The 20,826-nt window shown below is 59.9% G+C and carries 16 protein-coding genes; 3 read left to right on the plus strand and 13 right to left on the minus strand.

Features of this window, described 5'->3' with window-relative positions; genetic code table 11:
* The first annotated feature begins 96 nt into the window (after nucleotides 1–96).
* Nucleotides 97–1,473 (plus strand): hypothetical protein, encoded by a 1,377-nt coding sequence (locus LXT13_RS11350; RefSeq protein ID WP_233372046.1) that lies wholly within the window; start codon nucleotides 97–99, stop codon nucleotides 1,471–1,473.
* A gap of 89 nt (nucleotides 1,474–1,562) precedes the next feature.
* On the opposite strand, the gene LXT13_RS11355 is transcribed toward LXT13_RS11350, so the two are convergent.
* Genes LXT13_RS11355 through LXT13_RS11380 form a run of 6 tightly spaced genes read right to left on the minus strand, consistent with a single transcriptional unit; the run spans nucleotide 1,563 to nucleotide 8,471 of the window.
* Nucleotides 1,563–2,411: an HNH endonuclease gene (locus LXT13_RS11355; protein WP_233372047.1), complete on the minus strand. Its 849-nt coding sequence runs from the start codon at nucleotides 2,409–2,411 to the stop codon at nucleotides 1,563–1,565.
* Nucleotides 2,412–2,418: 7 nt separating this feature from the next.
* A complete protein-coding gene (locus LXT13_RS11360; protein ID WP_233372048.1) occupies nucleotides 2,419–3,975 on the minus strand; it encodes an AAA family ATPase in 1,557 nt (518 codons plus the stop codon).
* A gap of 20 nt (nucleotides 3,976–3,995) precedes the next feature.
* Entirely contained in the window at nucleotides 3,996–4,670 is a 675-nt protein-coding gene (locus LXT13_RS11365) for a hypothetical protein (protein ID WP_233372049.1), read from the minus strand.
* Nucleotides 4,671–4,711: 41 nt separating this feature from the next.
* The gene (locus LXT13_RS11370) at nucleotides 4,712–5,839 is read right to left on the minus strand and encodes a hypothetical protein (RefSeq protein WP_233372050.1); all 1,128 of its coding nucleotides are present in this window, start codon (nucleotides 5,837–5,839) and stop codon (nucleotides 4,712–4,714) included.
* 53 nt (nucleotides 5,840–5,892) lie between these two features.
* Complete coding sequence (locus LXT13_RS11375) at nucleotides 5,893–7,821, minus strand: coiled-coil domain-containing protein (protein WP_233372051.1); 1,929 nt, start codon at nucleotides 7,819–7,821, stop codon at nucleotides 5,893–5,895.
* Complete coding sequence (locus LXT13_RS11380; protein WP_233372052.1) at nucleotides 7,818–8,471, minus strand: hypothetical protein; 654 nt, start codon at nucleotides 8,469–8,471, stop codon at nucleotides 7,818–7,820. Before LXT13_RS11380 ends, LXT13_RS11375 begins: the two co-directional genes overlap by 4 nt.
* A gap of 242 nt (nucleotides 8,472–8,713) precedes the next feature.
* On the opposite strand from LXT13_RS11380, the gene LXT13_RS11385 reads away from it, so the two are divergent.
* Both LXT13_RS11385 and LXT13_RS11390 read left to right on the plus strand, forming a co-directional pair.
* Nucleotides 8,714–9,508, plus strand: coding sequence for an endonuclease NucS domain-containing protein (locus tag LXT13_RS11385; RefSeq protein WP_233372053.1), 795 nt, complete (start codon nucleotides 8,714–8,716; stop codon nucleotides 9,506–9,508).
* A 103-nt stretch (nucleotides 9,509–9,611) separates the two neighbouring features.
* Nucleotides 9,612–10,130 carry a hypothetical protein gene (locus tag LXT13_RS11390; protein WP_233372054.1) on the plus strand — a complete coding sequence of 173 codons (519 nt, stop codon included), beginning with the start codon at nucleotides 9,612–9,614 and terminating at the stop codon, nucleotides 10,128–10,130.
* Between the two features lie 44 nt (nucleotides 10,131–10,174).
* Here the strand turns inward: LXT13_RS11390 and LXT13_RS11395 are convergent, their stop codons facing one another.
* The 7 genes from LXT13_RS11395 to LXT13_RS11425 form a co-directional block, all read right to left on the minus strand.
* A complete protein-coding gene (locus tag LXT13_RS11395) occupies nucleotides 10,175–11,935 on the minus strand; it encodes a UvrD-helicase domain-containing protein (protein ID WP_233372055.1) in 1,761 nt (586 codons plus the stop codon).
* Between the two features lie 2 nt (nucleotides 11,936–11,937).
* Complete coding sequence (locus tag LXT13_RS11400; protein ID WP_233372056.1) at nucleotides 11,938–13,734, minus strand: ATP-dependent nuclease; 1,797 nt, start codon at nucleotides 13,732–13,734, stop codon at nucleotides 11,938–11,940.
* 464 nt (nucleotides 13,735–14,198) lie between these two features.
* Nucleotides 14,199–15,395: a hypothetical protein gene (locus LXT13_RS11405; protein ID WP_233372057.1), complete on the minus strand. Its 1,197-nt coding sequence runs from the start codon at nucleotides 15,393–15,395 to the stop codon at nucleotides 14,199–14,201.
* Nucleotides 15,373–16,347 carry a hypothetical protein gene (locus tag LXT13_RS11410; protein ID WP_233372058.1) on the minus strand — a complete coding sequence of 325 codons (975 nt, stop codon included), beginning with the start codon at nucleotides 16,345–16,347 and terminating at the stop codon, nucleotides 15,373–15,375. Before LXT13_RS11410 ends, LXT13_RS11405 begins: the two co-directional genes overlap by 23 nt.
* A gap of 448 nt (nucleotides 16,348–16,795) precedes the next feature.
* A complete protein-coding gene (locus LXT13_RS11415; protein WP_233372059.1) occupies nucleotides 16,796–17,857 on the minus strand; it encodes an ATP-binding protein in 1,062 nt (353 codons plus the stop codon).
* On the minus strand, nucleotides 17,842–19,800 hold the full coding sequence (locus tag LXT13_RS11420) for a hypothetical protein (RefSeq protein WP_233372060.1): 1,959 nt from the start codon (nucleotides 19,798–19,800) through the stop codon (nucleotides 17,842–17,844). The genes LXT13_RS11415 and LXT13_RS11420 overlap by 16 nt, the downstream gene beginning before the upstream one ends.
* Nucleotides 19,797–20,510 carry a hypothetical protein gene (locus LXT13_RS11425; RefSeq protein ID WP_233372061.1) on the minus strand — a complete coding sequence of 238 codons (714 nt, stop codon included), beginning with the start codon at nucleotides 20,508–20,510 and terminating at the stop codon, nucleotides 19,797–19,799. Before LXT13_RS11425 ends, LXT13_RS11420 begins: the two co-directional genes overlap by 4 nt.
* Between the last annotated feature and the right edge of the window lie 316 nt (nucleotides 20,511–20,826).

Here is a 20,826-nt window from a genome sequence, read left to right on the forward strand (position 1 = left end):
AATCGGCAGCTCGTGTTGCCAAACTGCTAACACCAGGGTCGGCCGAATAGCGCGTCATTCAGTCGCGGCGTCCAATGCGAGATTCAAGGAGAACCGATGGCCAAGGACGAACACGACGACAACTGGGCCAAGGAACTGCGTGCTCATGTGGCAAATCGTCCGGTTGTCATCCTGCGGCTCACGGTGCACGAGCTTGAGAGCCTCAAGCAGTCCAAGAACGGCATGAGGCAGTTCTCGATGGCTCGGCTGCACGACGAGGTGCGGGGAATCACAACGCCTTGTATCTGCGTCTTCTTCGCGGAAAGACCTCGACCGTTTGGAGGGCAGATTGACTCACCAGCTGCATACGCCGCAATCTTCAAGAGCAAGGGCGCCGCAACGACCTTTGACTCGCGGCTGACCATCAGGCGGGGCGTCGAAATCCAACCAAGCACCCCAGAGGGGCTTGCCGAGCTATTCAAGGATGGCAAGTTCGACCATGACATTAAGAAGCGGTTGGACCGGTCGGACAGCCTCACTCCTCTTGGTCCCAAAGAAAGCATCAGGCTCATCGAGAAGCTTCTGGCGATCCCGTCCAATCGCGGCCCGCTTCGCACACTGGCTGGCGGCCTGACAAAACCCGCCCCCGCTTCGAACGAGCGCCTGCAGTTGGACGCTCTCAAGATGGCCCTGCGGGCCTTTGGCCTGTCCGAAGACACCCCGGCCGCAAACATGAACCTGGTACGTGGCTCGAAATCCGTGCTGACTAGGCTGAACGTGCACGAGGACGGCGTTATTGAGCACGATGCGCGCACCGTTCCGAACTATGAGTTCATCGGGAGCGACGTACGCGGCCAGGCGACTTTTCGTAAAGGCCATCAAACCCTAGAGGTCTACACCGCGAATCGTCGCAAGCTTGAGGAAGCCTTCGGCGTCGACCTCATCTACATGAACCTGTTCCATCGAAGCGCGGTCCTGGTGCAGTACAAGATGCTCGAACCCCAGGGCGGCGGCGACGCACCCAGCGACTGGGTCTACCGCGAAGACAAGCATCTGCAGAAGCAACTGAAGACCATGCGCCTCTTCAAACCCGTCCAGAAGGCCCCCGACGGGTTCCGCCTGAGTCGAGGGGCGTTCTACTTCAAGTTCGTGCGTCGTCGTGAGTCCGAGAGCTCGACCAACGTGCTACTGCCTCTGGGGCATTTCGAGGAAATCCTCAACGATCAGAGCTTTAGGACCGAGGCGGGCAATGTCCGCGTGGGCTACAAGGCTCTGGACGGACGGTACATGCGGCAGGATGCGTTCACCGAAATGCTGCATGCCGGCTACATCGGCAGCGATGCGTCAACAACAGAGCACCTGCGCACGCTCATCAAGAGCGTTTTGCTCGGAAACGAGGCGCTCGTGGTTGCGGTACAGCGGCAGACCCATCCCCAGGAGGTAGAGAGCGACCATCGCCGCCTTATGCGTAGCTGGGGTGTGGAGGATGCATAGCCCAGGCACACGGCAAGCCACCAGCGAGCCGTCCACGATGCTCCGCACGCAAGTACACAGCGTTCCCGAGAGACGCTGGCAGCACTACTTCACCGGATCAGTCGATACCCCTCATCGCAGAACCAGTCCGACGTACACAGCCCCTCGTACAAGGCCGTCTTCCACGAGTTTGCGTCACGCTCAAACCGACTTGCGAACTCTCCTTCAAGATGCGCACGAACTGCAGCACCGCCGCCCGTCAGACCAAGCTTTACCAAGCCGGATGAGATGTCGGCCAATTCGCTGGCGCCCTGGGCGGCATACAGCTCCGCCAAGTCCATCACTTCAAAGTGATGCTGAACGCGCTGTGCGAGGACCGCGGACCAGGCTTGGGCCGGTCTCACGCGAAACGCAACGCCCGGAGGAGTCGTCTCCCGCACATCGACCACTAACCAGCGCTCGCTCCCAAGATCATCGAAGTACGGGTGCAAGGTCTGCTGCTCGGCGCTCTGCGCCAACTTCGCCAGCTTGTTCTTGTTGCAGTCAGAGCACGCAGGGACGAGGTTCGCAGGCGTTAGGTTGAAGACCGGATGCAGCGACTGCGGCAAATAGTGGTCAACGCTCGCGACTGTGCGCTGACCACACAACGGGCACAAGTTGTATGGCGGCGCAACACGGATGGCGTCATAGAGCCCTCTCGATGGCGAGCCAGCCCTCATAAAGTGCGACTTGTAGACCACGCCCATCAGGTCCCCTGTGAGCTGAGGCGTCACGCCATCGCTGGTTGGGATCAGGTACAACTGCGCGGTCGGCGCCATGTGCAGGTACGTGGATTCAGCGCTTTGTATTGCAGGAAGCGCATTCATCAATGCCTGAGCACGTTCCGGAATGGTGATGCCAGACGCGCACAGCTCAACAGCGTGCTTGACGTCAAAACCGGGCAGCGGCAGTCTCTTCATAAGCCCCTTAGTTCGGCCGCTGGGCGATGAGGCTTCTCGCCAGGACTTTCGCTTCAGACCCAAGCTGGCCACCAAAGCGTCCCGCCACCTCTTCGAAGCGACGTCCAGGTTCGTTCGCAACCGCAGCCACCATCTGATGGAAGCCGGAGTTCGAGACCTCTAGCCCAAAAACCTCCCGGGTAAGGACGCCAGCACTTTCACCGAACGTTTCCATAGAGGGGCGTTCGACCGCAGCGAATGTCCGCGTGCGTCGAAGCATCCAAACGCAGCGCATGGGCACTTCTTGCAGGACAACCGGAGAGTGCGTCGAGATGAGCGCCACGCCGTTGCGCGACACCAGCAGGTCGGATACCGCTCGGACGAACGCTGCCAACAGCGGAGGGTGGAGGTGTCCTTCCGGCTCATCTAGCACAACAAGCGTCTTCTCGTCGACCAACTCCACCAGCCTCGTGGTCGTCAGCAGTACAACCGCGTGGCCCGAGCTAAGCCTCTTGAATGCGTGGGCGACATAGGTTTCCCACTGGTCTTCAAGCTGCAGGAAACCTGACACCTCAATCTCAGCGAAGAGCGGGTCCGCGTTCAATGTGGCCACGGCCTTAAGCCAGCGAGTCCGCCTCGGCTCGCTGCGACAGATGGCAAAGCTCTTGACGAAATCGTCTGCAAGGTCGTCCTTCGTTTTCAGCACGACCCTTCCCTCTGCGTCCACCCCTCGCAGACCGATGAACCCTGTGCGGAGATTGAGCAGCGCAGCGCTTGGGGGAGCCTCAAACTCGTCGAATGCGCTGAACGAAACCGAGACCAAGCCCGCGAAGTCCCATTCGCCCAAGTTGGCTCCCAGGCGAGCGAGTTGGCCGGGCGCCGCCATCTCGCTTTGCCGTCCCAGCACCGCGTTGACAAGTGACTGCGTGCACCTCGTCTTTCCCGCACCGTTGCGACCGACAAGGACATGGACGTTGGTCGGCGGATAGGAGTTGGGTTCCACAAGGAACGTAAGCGTGGGGGGCGCTGGGGGAACCAGCTGCCCATGTTCCAGAGGCGCCGCCGGCAGCGTGTACTGAAACTCGAACCGCGTCAGTTCCACGTTGCCATGCGCGAGTCGATGGAGTCGGTTCCGAACATTGCCTTCTCGCACGGACCGCAGCAGCGATTCATGCATGACCATCTGGTTCTGGTTTCTCTCAAAGAGCGCTAGGTTGTAGGCACAGTCGCAGAGGCCGACGAGGATGTATTCGCATATGTGCACTGGCAGGCTGCGCAGCGTCGAGTAGTAGTCCTCGTCCTGCCCCAAAGAGAAAAAATTGTTGGTGTCGAGATACGGGAAGCTTGTCGGCAACTGAGGAACGCGGGCCCCAGGCGGTGGTGGTGGCGTCGCCGGCGCTGGCAGTAACCCAACCTGTCCAATCTTGACGGAGCCGGCCCGGTGTTGGACGCCGTTGTCGTCGTAGACCAGCACCGTGAACATGGTCCGAAATTTGAACCAGTCGTCCCAGTAGTCGACGATCAAGTAGACGTGCGACCGCGCGTCTCGAGGGATGCTGGCATACGACTCGACAACGGTGAACATCGTCAACCTCTAACTGATTTCTAGTGGGACACCGATGACGGAGTGGCCTTGTTCCCCGCAACGCGCATAAACACGACCGTGCGTACATCCGTGGCAGACATGCGTCGTCGGATCACCCCTAAGCACTCGGAAACATGCGGCGTCCCCGGTGGGCGCTCAGACAGGTCTAAGGTAGCCAAAACTCCCAATCGGACGTCTCCCACGCTGTATGCGCTAGCTTGAACCGAGTGGGGTCGAACGTTGTACCGCGACCACGACACCGCGGTTGAGCGCTTCACCTCCACGATGAACCGAAACCGATCCATTGGCAGATAGATGTCCGTCCGGCCAGCCGCGATAACAGGCACCTCCAACAGCGGAGACACCATCGCACTCACCAAGTAGTTGTAGAGGTCGAGCTGCAGCTCTGACTCGTGAGGAAGCTCCGCTCGGCCCGGTGGAACCTCGGCCAAGTAGGCGAAGCTACCCTTGATGACACCCATGTTCGCTCGCGACGTCAAGAACTTGCACAGCCGCACTACGAGAAGATCGAACCACTGCTTCACCTTCCCCTCATAGTCCGGTGCTCCCGAGAGCTCGCTTCGGACACGCTCAACCATCTCCTGCTCAATAATGCTCATGGGGACCTGAACGACCGCGCAGGAGTCCCGGAAACTCACGACAAGCTCTCGGTCCGCGTCGGACAGTTCGGTCATCGCGCTTTGGAGGAAGTCGGTTGACCGCTGCGCCGACTCCTCTAGTGTTTTCCCGGCGGTTCTCCCGGCGGCTTGAGTAACGCCTCCAGCCTCGCTCTCCCTTCCGCCGACACATGGGCGGTCGCGCCGCTGCGCAGCCAAGCTCGAGCCAGACCAATCTCCCTGGCGCGTTTAGTCAGCCCGCTTAGACGAGGAACGCGGAACTCGCGCCGCCCTTTGATGATGACCTGCACCGACCGCACCTTCTCGAAGACCTGCACGGCGCTGGCCAGGAGCGACAACGGGTCAACGGTGGATGAACCGTCGTATGGCGCGAGGAGCGGTATCCACTCAAGCTCAGCTTCCGCAGGCGGCGCGAGCCATGCAGCACCAGCCCTCGGCTGGCTGTAGTGAACCACCCACTGAGCGTCGTCAGCCAACGAGTCGACGTCGAGTGCGCCAGGCGTCTGGGCCTGCAGCGACTGCGCCAGTGCGCCAACCACCGTCCCGTACATACGGGCACGAGGGGCATCTTCAGCCGCAGCCGCACACTGACCGAACCAAGCGGCGGCCTGCGCCAGGTGAACGCTCATGGATGCGACATCGTCACTCTTGAACGCCGATGCCATCTCAACAAAACCTAGCTCCTGTCGTGCCTCCGTGGCGCAGGCGGAGCAAATGGTCAACGACTCGAGCGACTTGACCGCTTGGTCCCAGGCCAGTTGGTCATGCAGGATTGACGTCAACCTGCACAGCTTGGCCTTAACCCAATCGTCCTCTTCCTCCAACAGACGAAGGACGCCGGCGCCGGCATACGTTGTCCATCGCGGTTCACGCAACGCGAACCGAACCAAACCGGCCACCGCCTCGACCCTGATGTGCAACGACGTGCCGTCGTCTCCGGTGCGGGCGTCCAGCGCTCCAGCGAACGACGCGAAATCATCGAGCTCAGCCTCGGCCAGAGCGTCGACCGCGTGGATGAACGCCTCGCGGTTTCCGTTCCTCTTCAGGCCTGCGCATATCGCCTTCACGGCTGCCCTGTGATCGTCGAGGTCGCTCCACTGTTCCAGCAGCAACTCTACGAAGTCACCAAACAACGCTGAGGAGACGATCCCTTCTGCAGCAGCCAACAACTCGGACTCAGGAAAGTCGTCGACCTTGAGCGCGCCATCGACCTCAAGCGCATTCATCATGCGCTGTTGGATTGGAGGTGGTGCTTGGGACATGGCAAGACCGCACCAGCTCACCAGAGCAGCTCGCCTTCGTGGGCCAGGAGGCAATGATCTTCCGGGAAGTGCTTTAGCGCTCGCTCAGTACCCTTGAAGGCCACAAACAGCTGGATTTGCACCGAGCGAGACAGCTCGGCAAGCGCCTCCAACATCTCCTCGACGTTGGCGTCGGCCATCTCTTCCTTCGCGGGAGAGTCGATGATGAGGAACCCCGGGTGGCGCCCTGCGCCAAACTGTTGAGCAGCCTGAAGCAGTGCCATGACAGTCGCGATCCGCACCCGAAGCCTTTCCCCGGGAGACAGTCGCGTGAAGAACGAGATGCTGCCGCCCTTGTGCACCTCCACGCTGGCATTGCGCTTCAGAACGACCTTCTCCACGTCAACCATCCCGAGGCGCTGCACCAGTGAGCAGATGAGGTCTCCGCTGCGTTTAAGAACCGCTTCGGCCGCCTCCTCCACCAACTCCTTCGCGACATCGACTGCGGCGTCAAGAACAACCAGGTCAGCCTCTTCGCCGTTGTCTGACTGGACCAACTTGGACACCGCTTCGAGCATGCCCTCGATCCGCGCAGCCTCCAACCTCAGCTTCTGCTCTTCCTGAGCAGTGCCACTAGCCGCGAGACGCGACACCTCCAGCGCAGCTGCCTCGAGGTCGCGGCGCGTCTGGTCGAACTCCGTTCCTACCTCCTGCGCCTTCGTCGTAACAGAGCCAAGCAGCTTCTCCAACTTGGAAACCTCTTTGGCCATCCCCTCCTTGAGCGCTTCGTAGTCCACCTGTACCTCTTGGTCCAGATGCGTGAGGCACACCGAGCAGTCACCAGACGTCTTCTCGTTCTCGATGCGTCGTTTGTCGAAGGCACGGGTGCACCGAGGACAGCAGGTCGGCGACAGACGGCCGAAGAATCTCGACGCAGCCATCTCCTCTTCGATTTCCAAGAGAGCCCGCTTCTTGTCGTTCAGCTCTTCTGTGCCAGCAACCACCTCGGCATTCAGCACCGTGGCGCTCGCCTTCAACATCGAAGCTGACTCCGACAGCTCTTCGTACCGCTTTCGAGCCGCTTCAAGTTGAGCCAGCGCGGCCTGTTGAGCTGAGCCGTCCAGAATCTGCCGCTCTATTTCCGCCAGCCTTGTTTGCAAGTCTTCGACGGACCGGTCGCCGAGTTGCCCCAGCCGGCGCTTGCGTGACTGCACAAGGGCTTCCGTCACGCGCTTAGCGGCCCGAGCTTGAAACAAAGTGGTGGCCCAGGGGATGCCCAGAAAGACCTGCAGCAACCGTTGAGCCAGATCGTTGCCCACATGCTCGCCAATGAGCGCATTGCTATCGCTGTCGAACAGAAAGGCGCCCGTGTACGCGGCCCATCCGTCCGCGTACATCACGGTCTTCTCTAGCGAAGCAACCTCACGAGAGGTCGCGATGGGCTCCAGCCCAAGGGCATCCAGCATGACGCTGTTCATGTGCGACTTGAACATGTCTGCCGTCAAGAACGGCATTGAATGAAGGGCCTCACCGTCCGCACCCAGGAACTCGATGGCACCACGCGGGATGCCATCGTCGACATCAAACTCCACGCGGACATGCCGGTCACCGGCTTGGAATTCCGCAAGTACGTGCTTGATCCAACCCTGAACGGTCGCGGTCAAAGCCTTTGGCTCACCCCGAACAGCCCACAACATCGTCTGAAGAATGCTGGACTTGCCAACGAAGTTCCCTTCGCTGGCGATAACGTTGACACCTTGCTGTTCAGGCGCCCATTCAAAGCTAAAGGGCTCGACCGTGTGATGCACCTGCTTCTCACCGCTGAACTTGAGCGCCTTCAATCGCAGCTGCCGCGAGACGGCCGGTGTTGGCGCATCGACGATGTGGCGGTCGGACAGCACTGCCCGCACAACTTCAAGGGATCGTCCTGACTTCTGAGCAACCTTCGAGGCGAATGTCGTGGTCACAGCTTCGCTCCCTGTTTCAGTTCTTCTAGGCGCTTCAGGACCCGTTGTTTGATGGGGCCAATGACTTGCCCCCATCGAGCCCCTTGGTACTCGGCCTGCGCGTACTGGCGAACCTTGAGGTCATCGCCAGACCCCGTTCCTGCAACCCGGGCAACCAACGCAGCTCTGTCGCGATACCAAGCAAGGTGCGAAGAGAACGCCGCCAACTCAGCAGCTCGGGCTCGCCCTGATTCGAGCAGGTAGAAGTCTGTTCGACTGACCTTGCCGTCTCGCTTCACGTTCCGCTTGATGGCCGCCAGCCCCAGCAGAAGCAGTTGCGACATCGAATCGTCAATCTGCTCCCAAGCGCCGAACAGGAACCGCATCATCTGCATCCGGCGCACGTCCGGCTCATCGCCCTGCATCACCTTGAAGGCCTCGTCCAAGAAGCCCTCGCCAGGGTGTTGCTCATGCAGTTGCATGAGCTCAGCGGCTAGGTAGTCCGGGCTGCGCACCCAAAAATCCAGCGCTTGCAGGCGCTTCTCCGCCTTGATGACCGCAACAGCACCAGCCGGCGCCCCGGCCCCCGGTGCGCTCCCTGCCTGGTCAAGAATGAACAAGATTCGTACCGCGTCGCGTTTGCGTGCAGTGTGATCGAGCGCATACCCCACGGGTTCCTCCCTCAGCGCCTGGCGTCCTGAGGCCGGGCTGTGTTTCGTCGGATGATAGGTTATGTAACAGCGAGCTACTGAAGCGCTGCTCTCGATGCATCGCGCCTCGGAACGCGATCTTGCCGACAGATGACGCCGGCATCCGCCATCGAAGCGCCAGCGCGCCGTGGTTACTACGGTTGCCACCCACCCCTGAAGCGCTACGCTACTGCAAACGATACGACCAAGGATGAGGGAGCAGCATGGCAAAGACCATCTACGACAAGCCGACAAGGGCCCTGCTGAAGGACATGCTGGCTGCGTGGGACCTTAAGCCCGGCCAGGTGTTCACCAGTTCAAGGGCCGTGGAGTGGTTCAGCACCAACTACCCGAAGCTGAAGCCGGTCACCATCCGTGCGCATCTCGTGCAGGCCTCAACGAACGACAAGAACCGTCTGCACCACCCCTCAACCAACGAGACCGACGACATCCTCTTCAAGGTGGACACCGGCCAGTACCGCCTGTACGAAGCCGGCAAGGACCCTTCCCCGATTCATGAGCTCGTCCAAGGCGATGTCGAGCGGCAGGAGCAGCAGGTCGCGGCGGACACTGAGGAAGGGGAAGCAGACGAGCCGTTGGCAGGGTCGTCTGAGTTTTTGCTGGAGAAGGACCTCCAGCGGTATCTCGTCGAGAACCTCGAGTGCATCGAGCCAGGACTCAGGCTCTACGAGGAAGAGGACATTCGTGGCGTCGAGTTCGAGGCAGGCAGCGGTCGGCGAATCGACATCCTGGCGGTGGACCGCAACAACTCGCTCATCGTGCTGGAGCTCAAGGTGTCCCGAGGGTATGACCGCGTCGTCGGCCAGTTGCTTCGCTACATGAACTGGGTACGCAAGGAAGTGGCCGACCCTGGCCAGCGCGTGCGAGGCATCATCATCTGCCGAACAATGTCCGAGGACCTGCGTCTGGCCTGCGCCTCAATCCGCGATGTAGAGCTCTGCGAGTACAGGCTGTCGGTGACGGTGTCGAAAGTGCCCGCGCTGGAGCTGCCGTCCTGACGACCGCTCACAGAAGCCAAGGCACACCTTGAAACGAGCAGCGGCACCTACGGATGCGCGCCATTCGCCGGCAGACTGGACTCAAGAGTCCCTGGAGGACGAGGTGCATCGCTCGCTCGGGCGCCTAGTTCACGAAGCTGCGAGGCTCGACTTCTTCGTCGGCTTGCAGCTGAACTGGCTCGGACCGTACCTCCAGGTCGACGTTTCCAAGTACCTCACCCCTACGAGGCACACCCTCGACAACCGGCTCGCCATCCTCAGGAAGCTCGTAAGGAAGGCCTACAGGTCCGCGAGACCTGAGGTGATTGCTGAGTTCGACCAGCGGTTTGCGCGCGCACGTTCCGCGCGTGCCCTCAGGAACAACTACGCCCACGGCAGATGGGGTGTTTCTGGCAAGCCGGCAGAGTCGCCTCTCGGCCCCCACCATCCCCGAATCCCCGTGCTTGCATTTGTCCGACTGGACTGGGACATGACGCCGAACCAACCTGACAAGAGCTTCTTCATGACCGTGGACGAACTGCGCGATCAAGTCACGGAGGCGGTCACTGTCTTCAAGGCGTTCTTCGACTTGCCCGAGAAACACAAGCATCACTGCTTGCCCCAGTGGCACGCAAAGAGGTGATGTCTAGTGCCCGTACCCGAGAAAACTCGGTCCGTGTTGGTCAGCTACAGAGCGTGCCCCTTCAGGATCGGGCATCGTGGCCACATCGGATCGAGGATCAAGGTGTGGATACGCGCCCTGGTAATACCCACACGCAGCACCTTCCGGCTCTTCTCGTACGGCGGTTCGTCATTCCTCCAAACGAACGAGGATTCCGCCTTCTCAGCGGTCCGCCGCACCTCTCGAACGATGATGACCCCATCGAACTGCTTACCCTTGGCCTTGTGGAAGTTCATCACTTGAAGCCCGGCCGGCGCCTCGATCCCATCAAGAATTTGCTCCTGGGCGAGCGCCTGGTCGAGCGCCTGCCTTGCGTTTGTGTAGGCCCCATCCCTGAGCCACTCTTCGGAGAGGCCCGCCGAGATGCGATGCCCCCTTCGGAAAGCGACTAGGAAGTCCAGCTGCGCTGCGACGCGCAAGAGCTCGGCCTGGCCGGTCGCGCGAAGCGCATGTTTCACGAACAGCCAATCCGTCGCCGGGTCCCCCGTGAAGCCCTCGACGTGAAGCTCCACGATGAGCGCGCGGAGCGCCTTTGCGATGTTGATCTGAAGAGGCTTCCCTCCTCGAATCTTCTCCGCCTGCTCCAACAACTTGTCGACCGCCGCCTTGCCTTGGCCGGTGGCACGTCGTGCCGCTGCGATCATTCCGATGCTCGTCGCCACATCCAACTCCAACCGTGCAGACTGCTTTGGTTCCAGCAGGAACGCGGCGAACCTAGCGGAAAGCAGAGCCTCCGCTTCATCGAACAGCAGCTTGTGGCGAACGACCTTGCCTGCGTTCGGTTCAAGCCCGTTCAGTGCGTTAGACAAGCGAAGCGCACTTCGGTTGTTGCCCACCAAGATCGCCAACGTGTGCCGCTGCTGGTCCGACTCTGCACGCATAGCCTTTAGCACGGCAGCGATTGCTCGGCGCAGCAGATGGTTCCAGTTTGGCGGCGGCTTCTCGGGTCGATAAGGGAGGACGGAAACCCCCTTGTACGGGGCGCCACGCGGTTTGCCAGCAAGGACATCATTTCCGAACGCCAGGATTTCCGAGTCAGGGCTTCGATGGTTCTGCGTGCCCAAGTCCACTTCCAACGGGTTTAGTGCAGCCTTGATCGCAGCAACACGCTCAGGCCCCACACCAGGCAGGAAATCAAAGATTTGCTGGTCGAGGTCGGCCAAGCAGACAACTTGGGTGAGCGGTGCTAGCAGCTCAATGCACCTCCAGGCGAACTGACCCGTGTCTTGAGCCTCATCAACAATGACAAGCGGATAACGCTTGGCAAGGGATGTCAGAAGGTACGTGCTGTTGCCTAGCAGTTCGGCCGCGTTGGGCGCGAACAAATCAAAAGCAATGCGCCCCTCCTCGCGGAACAGCCGCTCGCGTTCCAACACCCATTCAGCCCAACCCTCATCTTCGTCGTCGATACCACCACTGAACGCCTTCTCGTCCTGTGGCAGCAGGATAGTGAGTTTGTCTGGCGCACCCAACAGATATGCGTGCGCCTTCAGGATGTCCCAGAAGAACGAATGGAACGTCTGGATCGAAAGCCGCTCCCGCTCCTCCTTGCTTACCTCGACCGCCGCTGCGTCAAGAATCCTCGCGACCGCAGCGCGCGAAAAGCTGAGGAACAGCACAGACTGCCCAGGCGAAAGACCGTCTTGAATCCGCCTGGCGGCCTTGCGGAGCGCGACGGTGGTCTTGCCACTGCCCGGCCCGCCAATTACCAGCGCGTGACGTTCGCACGCCAGGACGCTTTCACGGAGCAGACACGGCTCGGGCATGGTCAGAACAGATCGCCGTTCGCTTCGCCTTCCTCCTCCACTTCCGGCGGCGGAGGGAACATCGCGTAAACCTGCTTCAGAAACGCCGTCACGGTCGGAGGCAACTCGTTGTACTCGCACAGCTCAAACAGCCGTGCGGTCCAGCCAGCACCTTTGTTGCTCGCGAAGGCCTTCTTTGCAGTAGCGCGGATGCCTGCCTCGTCCGGCTTCTCCGCAGGGATGCCGACGTTGCCCGATTCCCCGCTCTCCTTCAGCAAGGTCAAGAAGTTCCAGAGTCGCTCAGCCGGCATCTCGCTTGATACCAGGTCCTCAAATCCTCTGTGGGCATGCTCAAGCCTGACATCGAAGCTGGCCTCGTACTTCGCCGCTTCAGCCGCGGGCCGATTCGGTTTGCCGTCGTAGAACGCGATGGTCTTCAAGCCAAGCGCCCTGAAGAAGGTGCCGAACTTCGGGCCGTTGCCGTCCCCATCCGCGTTGAAGAAAGCTGCTCCCGCGATGTCCAGCGGCTGGAGGGTAGCGTCATGCTCCTCCATCCGCCGAGCAGCCGCAGGCAATGCGTGGAACTCGGTGATCCCCTCGACCACTACTGCGGCCTTTCCAAGCATGCACTCAGACAGCCCGTACCGGGCGTAGCGTTTGAACTCGTTGTCCTTCAGCCCCGTCGCGTCCGAGACCTTTTTCGACGTCACCAGACCATCTGCTCTGGACAGCAGTAGCGTTTGCGAGGGTTCGAATCGCTCGATAACAAAGGGCGAATGGGACGTCACGAAAGCCTGCGTAGTTTTCGTGAGGAGGTAGTCAGCGATCCTCCGTTGCGTATGCGGGGGCACGGCAATCTCGGGTTCCTCCATCGCAAAGATGACCGTCTCCGGCTTCAGGTCTGCGATGAACGAAAGAAGCGCCAGCACCAGTGTGTTGATGGTTCCCGTCCCGGCGTGTGCGAACGGCACATGCCCCTGGTCCGCGGATACCGCCAGGAAGAACGTGATCGTCTTCCGGAGATGCTCTCGCGTCAGCTCGGACACATACAGCTTGGTGGCGTTGCCAGCGGCCGCCATTGGGATGTATCTAGCCAACCGCTTCTCAATGGAGCGCAGCACCGGTGCCAGTTCGCTGGCGTCGGCTTCGATGTCAAGCCCGCGGAGGCTGGAAATGGTTTTCTCCCAGAGGGTCGTTCTGACACCTTTTGTCCTCAGGATGATGTCCAGCAACGACCCGCGCTCGAGGCTAAGCGCCCGCGACCCCGTCCGCAATGCGCGCAAGTAGAGGAAGCCGAACTGCCGCTTGATGGGCTTCGGCAGAGGCGTCAACTGCCCTTCTGGCGCATCTGGACTGCGTGAAAAGAAGGTTTTAGCCTTGAACTCGTCCTCATCAACGTCGTACCGGCCGATGGTCTCGAGACGCAGGCAGGGGACGACGTGTGGCGGATTTGCAGCCTGAACCTCACCCTTGCCGAGCAGACGCCGCTCGCCAAGGTGCCAAAACTCGATGTTTCCGCCGCATTTGGCATCCAGCTCTGCGCTCAGCTCAATGAGAACAACCTCTACCCGAAGCGGGATGGGTTGAGGCTCCTCACCTTCCTTAACGGCAGGCGCGAGGTACTGCGCGTTGTAGAAGTCGAACTCGTCGATGGGCGGGAAGCGGTTGAGCCGATCCGGCCCCAAGACGAGGTCCAGCGCTTCGCATAGGGTGCTCTTGCCAATGTTGTTCGCCCCGACCATCAATGTATGGCCATCGAACAGCAGCTCTGCGGACTTGACGCCGCGGAAGTTCGAGATGCTCAGGCGCACAACTTTCATGCGACTCCTCCTTATGCACTTCTTTGTATGCGCTCGTTGTAGCACCGGCGGCGCAGCGCGAACAGGCTGTTGGGGACAGGGTAGACCCCACCTGCCTTTCCTGCTCGCCACCTACTGTTTGCGACGATGTCATCCGCCACACCTGCAGCAGTCGGTCGGCGTCCAGTAGGTGAAGCCTCAGTTGCCGCTGCCACGGGCTGCTGGCGGGTAGTGAGGCCAGCAACGCACAGATGAGCACATCGAGGTCCTTGATGGACTTGGCGATGCCCTCGGTTCAGGCTCCGGCGTCGTAGAAGGCGTCGGTACATTCATCTCGCTACATCAGAACTCGTCGACGGTGCTGCGCTCAGCGGATGGCGCGGCCCTTTCGAAGAGCCAGTCGCGCCCATCTACGGTTCCGCGCACCACGCGGCCGCTCTCGCTGCCGACGGTACGGTCGTCGCACGCATGGAAGGCTTCCCAGCTCACGGTGTAGTGCGCCGCAACGCCGCTTCGGTGGCCTCTGCGCCGGTGACCGGGAGGTCCGTCATCTGCGCGAGAACCATGACGGCGGCGCCATGGTCAAAGAGTTCGCCCTGCACATGCAGTGCCATGGCATGCCTGAGGGACATTGCCGACCTTGTGCGGAGACCCTGAGCGCTGGCCACTTCGCCAGCATCTGCCGCGATGCTTGAGGCTCCATCAAACACTTTCCGCACCAAGCCGGCCAGTGAGTCTGCGGAGAGATGCAGCAAGGGCTCCCCTCTTTCGAAGGCTTCCCAAGCGGGGGTTATGCCATCTCCGAACCATTTCATGATGGTGGCAGTGAGGGGTCCACGGAGCTCTCGCATATCTCGAATCGCCGCCCCGTTTTTTGTCCGAAATTCCGCGCGCCAGGGACCGCCAGCCTGCAAGGGCAGCTTCAGCACGTTTCTGGATAGCGCGCTGACCTCGCTGAGCTTTAGTTGACCGTAGTACAGCAACTCAACGACGAGTTTCGGCGTGAGGTCGAGGTTGTCTCGTTCGCAGGCATCAACCCAACGGACAACCCAGTCCCACTCGGCAGCAGGTATTGACTGCGTCCGTGCCTCCCTGCGGTCGCGCTGATAGGTAATGGACGAGGAATCGGCGATGCCCTCGCGAGCACGCCTCTTGCCAGCGGCGAAATATAGGTCGGCGTACTTCTGCTTCGTTAGGAAGGTAAGAAGGCTTGAAAGGTGAGAAGCTGAGGCCTCCATCGACGCTGGACCTAAAGGGCCTGTGAAGGGGCGCCAGCCCGCTGAATCTCGGAAGCCGCCGCGCGGGGTGATCCAAAGGTCGGATGTACCGGGTGAAGCAACAAAGTCGATGAACGCGCCGAAGTCAGTTGGTTCGAACGAGGAGACGGCCTTGCCGCGGCTGGCGTACGCCCAATTCAGCAAGCGCTCGGCCAGCGTGCGACGCGCGCGTCTCGTCGCTTCTGTTTGGGACGCCTCTTCGATCCAGATGCGGATAGCGTCCAGGTCGGTGTTGACGTCGATCTTGCAACCCTTGCGGAAGCGGTGAAGGCCTTCCCGTCCATCCAGTTGACTTGGCGGCTTGATGACCTCGAACCGCGCGATGGTGAAGGTGGTGCTGGCTTGCCCATCAGTCGAGGGGCCATGGAAGTACGGTGGATCGTCAGGTCGGTTGGATTGCTTCATGTGGCGTGTCCACCTGAGTTGCTGGTCCGACGAGGAGGAGCTCCTTTGAGCCGGTTGTCGCGTCTGTCCAGGCTAGCTGCGAGAGCGACCGTGGCCAACGCCGGATTTCAGGGTTCAGACGTGGTGCCCACATCGAATAAGTGGCGCTGAACTGCGTCCAGGCGCGCTGTTGCTCGTCGGAGCGCTGGCCGTACCTCGGCAAAGGGGGCAAAGCCTCGATGGCGCGGGACCAGCCCCGGGCGCTCTCGAGGTCGGCAACGAAACACTGCCAAACAAACTGTCCCCACTCAGCCGGGCGGGCGGCCCATGCCACGGGCCAGCTGAGAACCTCAGGGCGAAGGAGCAACCGGCGCGGACTCGTCACCGAGAAGTCGTTGTGCGTAGAACCGCTCAGATAGAACTCTTGCTCGAATCGCTTGCGCCAGATGAGCCAGGCGTGCGCGCCTGACTGACTTCCCCGTGATTGAGGCAGAGGTGCCATGGTGTCCCATCCGAAGAGGTCAAGGTCGATCCCTTTCCGGGAGAGGCCTGGCGAAATCTTGCGCAGGCGTCGGTGAACGTGACGCCGGATGGACTTGTAGATGGCGCCAAGCTGCTGATGCGCGTCTTCGTCGTAGGCCGGAAGCAGGCGACGAAAACGGTCGGCTGAGGGGCCGCGAGCAAGAACACGCACCGGGGAGGTACGCGGTAGGTCGAGGGGAAGGGGTACTAGCGAGGAGAGGACGCTGAACACCGCACGCCGGGCACTGGGAGAGTCAGGTTCACCTTCGGAGGAAGGATGCCACGCGGCGATTTCGGGCCATTCGATTTGTAGGATTCCAAGCTGCTTGAGCCAGCCCATCATCGCGGCGAAAGGCCGCTCATCGAACGGTAGGTCCTTCGAACGAAAGAGCTTGAGGGTCAGCCAGACCTCGGAAATGGGGTGACTGCACTCGTAGCAGCAGAATGGCATATCCAGAGTCGCCTCCGTGACCGCATACGGGGCGGTCGGCGAACCGCAGCCCGAGCACCGATCCATTAATGGGGTGCCATGGAGCGGACAAGAAGCAATGCCGTCGAGTTGGTGAACGACAGACTGGAATCCATGACGCATGCAGTCGCGGCAGTAACGGATTCGCGCGTCTGATGCGAGCCAGTGAGCCCACCGACCACAGAGTTTGTCGAGAGATGCGGCACCGACGGAGCGGATGACGGGGTCAGCCGCATCTTTGCTAAGTAGCGGGCCGGCCAAAAGGCTACGACCGTGTAGTGGCTGCGTATGGGCTTGCAGTAACGGACGGTTGAAGAGAGCGACACTGACATCCGCGGCGTTCATGATATTCAGCAGGGATAGCTTTGAAGCGCGCGTATACGGCCCCTCCAGTGGCCAAGCCCACTGCCGGTAGTCGAGCAGCTCAGAATCAACTGGCGGCTGCTGGGGATGCCGGTGCCAGGACAAGGCTTGCCTCGTAGCCCGAATTTTCGACCGCCTGCAACCAGAGGTCGTAATCGTTGGGCCGTTTCTCTTCTGGGATCGCCATTTTTGTCAAGATTGCGTTTTTAATCGCGTTCATGACCCAGTTCATTCCGAGGTCGTTAGGCTGTCTGCCGGATCGCTTTGCGACTTTAGAAAAGGCCATCCACGATGGCTCAATTTCCTGCGCAAGCCGCCAACCCGCTTTCCAATCGTCCGGAAGAAAGAACTCCGAGTAGCAAATGCCGCTCCCTTGTGGGTATTCGGCCGCCTCGGGGTTGTCAAGCGCCGAGAGCACCTCAAGCAATTCAACCTGACTGTTCAAGCCGCGGAAACGATACGGTGTGTTGAAGAAGCGGCCGATCAAGTCCGTTTTACCCTCGGATAATAGAATCTCTCGCAGCTTCAGCAGTTCGGTGTGGCCAAAAAGAATTGTCACCATGGCGATGCCCCATCGACGCATCCTGTTGGAAAGGTCGCGGAGATATACATAATCTTGATACCCCCAGGTTTGAGCCTCGTCAATAATTAAAAGGATGCGATCAGCTCCGGCTTGTTGCGCCGTTCCCTTAATCATATTCACCACCAAGCCGCGATCTTTCGCGGCCGTGGACCGGCTCCCGGCGGACCTGCCGAAGGCCACCAGAAAGTCTGTCCAAAAGTTGGATTCCGAACTGGTTGCATGACCAGTTGCATCCACTACAAACACAATCAGCCCCGGCATCGTGCGGCTTAACTGCGTCTTGATGGCCTCTATCGCGGTCGATTTGCCGGACCTAGGATTGCCAAGAATACAGATGCCAGATTCGTAATGAACGACAGATTGCTCGGCAACCTGAAAAGCCTCTACGATTGGGGCTGTCGGAAAGCGAGCTTCCTTTTTTATGAGCGGATGACTTTGATAGATTTGGTTTCTTTCGGGGCCATTCGCGAGCGCAGCCTCCCGCAATTTAATCCGCGAGCGAAGCGCTGTTTGATTCGGCATATCCACGGTCAGAGCTTGTTCCAATCAAGCGGAGCTCGATTTCCCATGTCAGGACGCGGCGGGAGTTGAGTGAGCTGCTCCCGCTTGCGAGGTGCTTGCCCATCTATGACCACTCCCGTCTGACGAACAAGCTCTGCGAGCTTTGTAGCGTCGTCTGAAATCTTCTTAGGTGTCTTCAATGCATGCTGCACCGCACGGTCATTTAGGTAGTGCCCGTACTCCACGACGAGGTCGGCAGCGCTAGGTGAAATCTTGCCTTTTCGAATTGCTGCGCAAATTGTCTTTCGTAGTCGTCGAGTGCATTTCGTTTTCGCCCAACGCGAGTCGAGGCAATTCAGCAAACCAATCTCAGCCCCACCTTCTTCAAAAATTCGTATCGTCCTTATATCGCTTTCGTTATCGTGAACGATGACATTCCTGCCGAGCAATTCCCATCTCTTGATTAAATCGGGCGAGCTGTAGCGTAATTCATCCAGCTCCACGTATGGGTTCCGAACCCTTCCCTTTTTGAGGCTTCCACCTACCTTTTTGGTTATCACTGACGTTCCTAGCGGTGGCGAGTGCAAGGTTGACGGAACTGCGGGCCTTAAAAGCGGCCCCACCCCTCGATATCCCTCCAGTGAATTTTTAAGGAGGATGTTTGGAGAGTCCCCGCCGTTCGGCGTTTTTGGTGATGCATTATGATTTGCAATCAGAGAATCAATGAAGTCCAAGAGATCGTCCTCTGTTATGCAATTATTAATTGCCTGCCCTACGGAATCGGGCTTTAAAGGGTCAGTTGGACTCGATCCAGTCGACGATGGCAGCATCTGAAAGCCGTGTAGCTGCAGCATGTTAATTACTCGTTCGACGATAGCGTTGTGCCACCACTTGCCAATGGGTCCCCACGTCAGAGCACAGCCAAGCCTTCTCCGCGCGTCCTCTAGGTAGGCCCTCGCATAATGCTGCATTGCGTTATCGCATTTGATGGCGGCGGGGCGAAATCCAGTCAATCCCTGGATTGTTCCAACAGGAAGTCCAGCATTAGGAAGATACTTAACTCCACTGAATTCTAGTTTCCGAGGCGCCCACGGGTTGACTAGACACTTAAGTGCATCGGTTACGGTTGAAGCGGTAATCTGCGCATTGATGCAAACGGAATAACCCAGAATGCACCGGCTCGCCTCATCAACACAGATATGGAGCCATATCCGCCGGACAGCTACAATTTGTGGGCCGTTCGGAGTAAGCACCTTTAGCGCCCCGATGCAGTCCCTCTGGCAGGAATCCATGGCGACCACATCGCCCGGCACGTTTGCCAACGAAAACGCCTTCACGCCTGAGCCAAGGGGGCGATGGTGTGCGTAATCTTTCCCGAGCCAGACCAAGCTCGCTCTTGGGTCCATTTGAATGAACTGCTTGATGTAGCGCTCAATGGACCGAATACCCCCGAGCTCAAGATTGAAAGGGTATTGGTTCTGCGACATTCCGCCTTGAGATTTGCACCACTCACTGAATACCCGTGCAACCACGCGCGCCTTCGGGTTGGGCACTATCACCCTGCCCTTGCCGCCGCCTTTCCGGATAAGTTCGTCTAGGTGAGCATGGGCATCTGGATGGTCAGACAGGAACTTGCCGAAGCTGCCGGCCTTGCCCGTAGGCTTCGTACCGTCGGTTTCCTTCGTCCGCTTGTAGCCCAGTCGTACTCCGCCGATGCACCCTACCCAGCCTAGTCGTCCAATTTGATCCGGACCAGGACGAATGCATCGGTTGACCACATGGAGGAGGACCGACGTGGAACTTCCGGCATCGCCCGCTGCCGCGCCAAGCTTCCCGTCTGAGAGGTAGCTCTTCACCCCCCGCGACAAGCGGCTGAATCGGGCTTGCTTGTCCTGCTCCAGCGCTGATACGTCTACGGCAGGCCAAAGCTCGTGGTTGCGCCAGGCGGGAGGCATGGTCTTGAAGGTGTACCAGTCGGGTTTGCTCACAGTGACACCTCCGGTGCGAAGAATCGCGAAAGACGGGTGAGCGGCTGACTAGCCAGGTCGCTGCCGAGAAAGCCGAACTGCACCAATCGAAATGCCGCTGCCCCGAGAAGCCCCTCGTGCTCAGGCTGGCCAAGCGCGACGATCTGCTCGAAGGTTGTTTCGCGCTTGGCGCGGACAAAGCGCTTGACGATGTCGCAGTAGGGCGCGAGGGGGTGCTCGCGCGCCGCAGCGAGCCATGCTGCAGCCTGGTGCCAGTTTTGGATGAGCTGCGGCTGGGCGTAGATTTCCTTTGGCGTCCAGACCTCGTGGATGACTTGGTCGAAACCGGCGATCTTTTGCTGAACCAACAATTGAAGATTGGCGCGAGTAGTCGCGCCGTGTGCCATGTCTTCGCTGGTCTTGACTTCACGCCAAACGATTGCGCCGCTGCGGACGGTCACGATGGCGTGAACGATGGTGGCGATGTCCTCGCCACCAATGCTTGCGACGCGCTTCTTGGGCGTGTAGTCGATGGCCTGAATGTTTGGATCACTCTCGGCGTTGAGGAAGTGGCCGTACTCGACGTCGCTGCGTATAGCCACATCGCAAGCGGCCTTCGAGCTGTAGACCAACCATAGAGAGCTGACGTGATGGCCACGGGAGCCGTACGCCTCCTCCACCTGGCCTCGCATTCCTGTGCCAAGGCGAGCGCCCTTCTTAGCGGCGGACATGAGAGGGGGCGACAGTTGTCTTGAGCTCACGCCAAGTGGCAGTCACCCAAATTGCGCTCATGGCGAAGTTGTGGATGAACACCGTCGGGGCTGCTAGGCCCGGGACCGAGCCGGCTTGACTGAGGATGTCGCAGTCGACTTCTAAGACGACATGAGGGTCTGAATTCGCGCTTGTGCGAACCGGACCGGATTGGCGGCGGGTTGGGACCTGCATGACGCTGACTCCAAGGAGGTCTTGCCATGCGACGCAAGAGCGTGTGCGAAATCTAAGGCGCGAACGTTCCCGCCACGCTTGACTTTCGGCTTTCCGAGGCCT

Origin of the sequence: Pelomonas cellulosilytica (genome assembly GCF_021353265.1) — a bacterium.
In the GTDB taxonomy this organism is placed as follows: domain Bacteria; phylum Pseudomonadota; class Gammaproteobacteria; order Burkholderiales; family Burkholderiaceae_C; genus Pelomonas; species Pelomonas cellulosilytica.

Excerpts from the sequence above, each read along its gene's own strand:
- LXT13_RS11350 (WP_233372046.1), top strand. The coding sequence starts at position 97 with ATGGCCAAGGACGAACACGACGACAACTGGGCCAAGGAACTGCGTGCT.
- LXT13_RS11355 (WP_233372047.1), bottom strand. The coding sequence starts at position 2,411 with ATGAAGAGACTGCCGCTGCCCGGTTTTGACGTCAAGCACGCTGTTGAG.
- LXT13_RS11360 (WP_233372048.1), bottom strand. The coding sequence starts at position 3,975 with ATGTTCACCGTTGTCGAGTCGTATGCCAGCATCCCTCGAGACGCGCGG.
- LXT13_RS11365 (WP_233372049.1), bottom strand. The coding sequence starts at position 4,670 with ATGACCGAACTGTCCGACGCGGACCGAGAGCTTGTCGTGAGTTTCCGG.
- LXT13_RS11370 (WP_233372050.1), bottom strand. The coding sequence starts at position 5,839 with ATGAATGCGCTTGAGGTCGATGGCGCGCTCAAGGTCGACGACTTTCCT.
- LXT13_RS11385 (WP_233372053.1), top strand. The coding sequence starts at position 8,714 with ATGGCAAAGACCATCTACGACAAGCCGACAAGGGCCCTGCTGAAGGAC.
- LXT13_RS11395 (WP_233372055.1), bottom strand. The coding sequence starts at position 11,935 with ATGCCCGAGCCGTGTCTGCTCCGTGAAAGCGTCCTGGCGTGCGAACGT.
- LXT13_RS11400 (WP_233372056.1), bottom strand. The coding sequence starts at position 13,734 with ATGAAAGTTGTGCGCCTGAGCATCTCGAACTTCCGCGGCGTCAAGTCC.
- LXT13_RS11405 (WP_233372057.1), bottom strand. The coding sequence starts at position 15,395 with ATGAAGCAATCCAACCGACCTGACGATCCACCGTACTTCCATGGCCCC.
- LXT13_RS11410 (WP_233372058.1), bottom strand. The coding sequence starts at position 16,347 with ATGCCATTCTGCTGCTACGAGTGCAGTCACCCCATTTCCGAGGTCTGG.
- LXT13_RS11425 (WP_233372061.1), bottom strand. The coding sequence starts at position 20,510 with ATGTCCGCCGCTAAGAAGGGCGCTCGCCTTGGCACAGGAATGCGAGGC.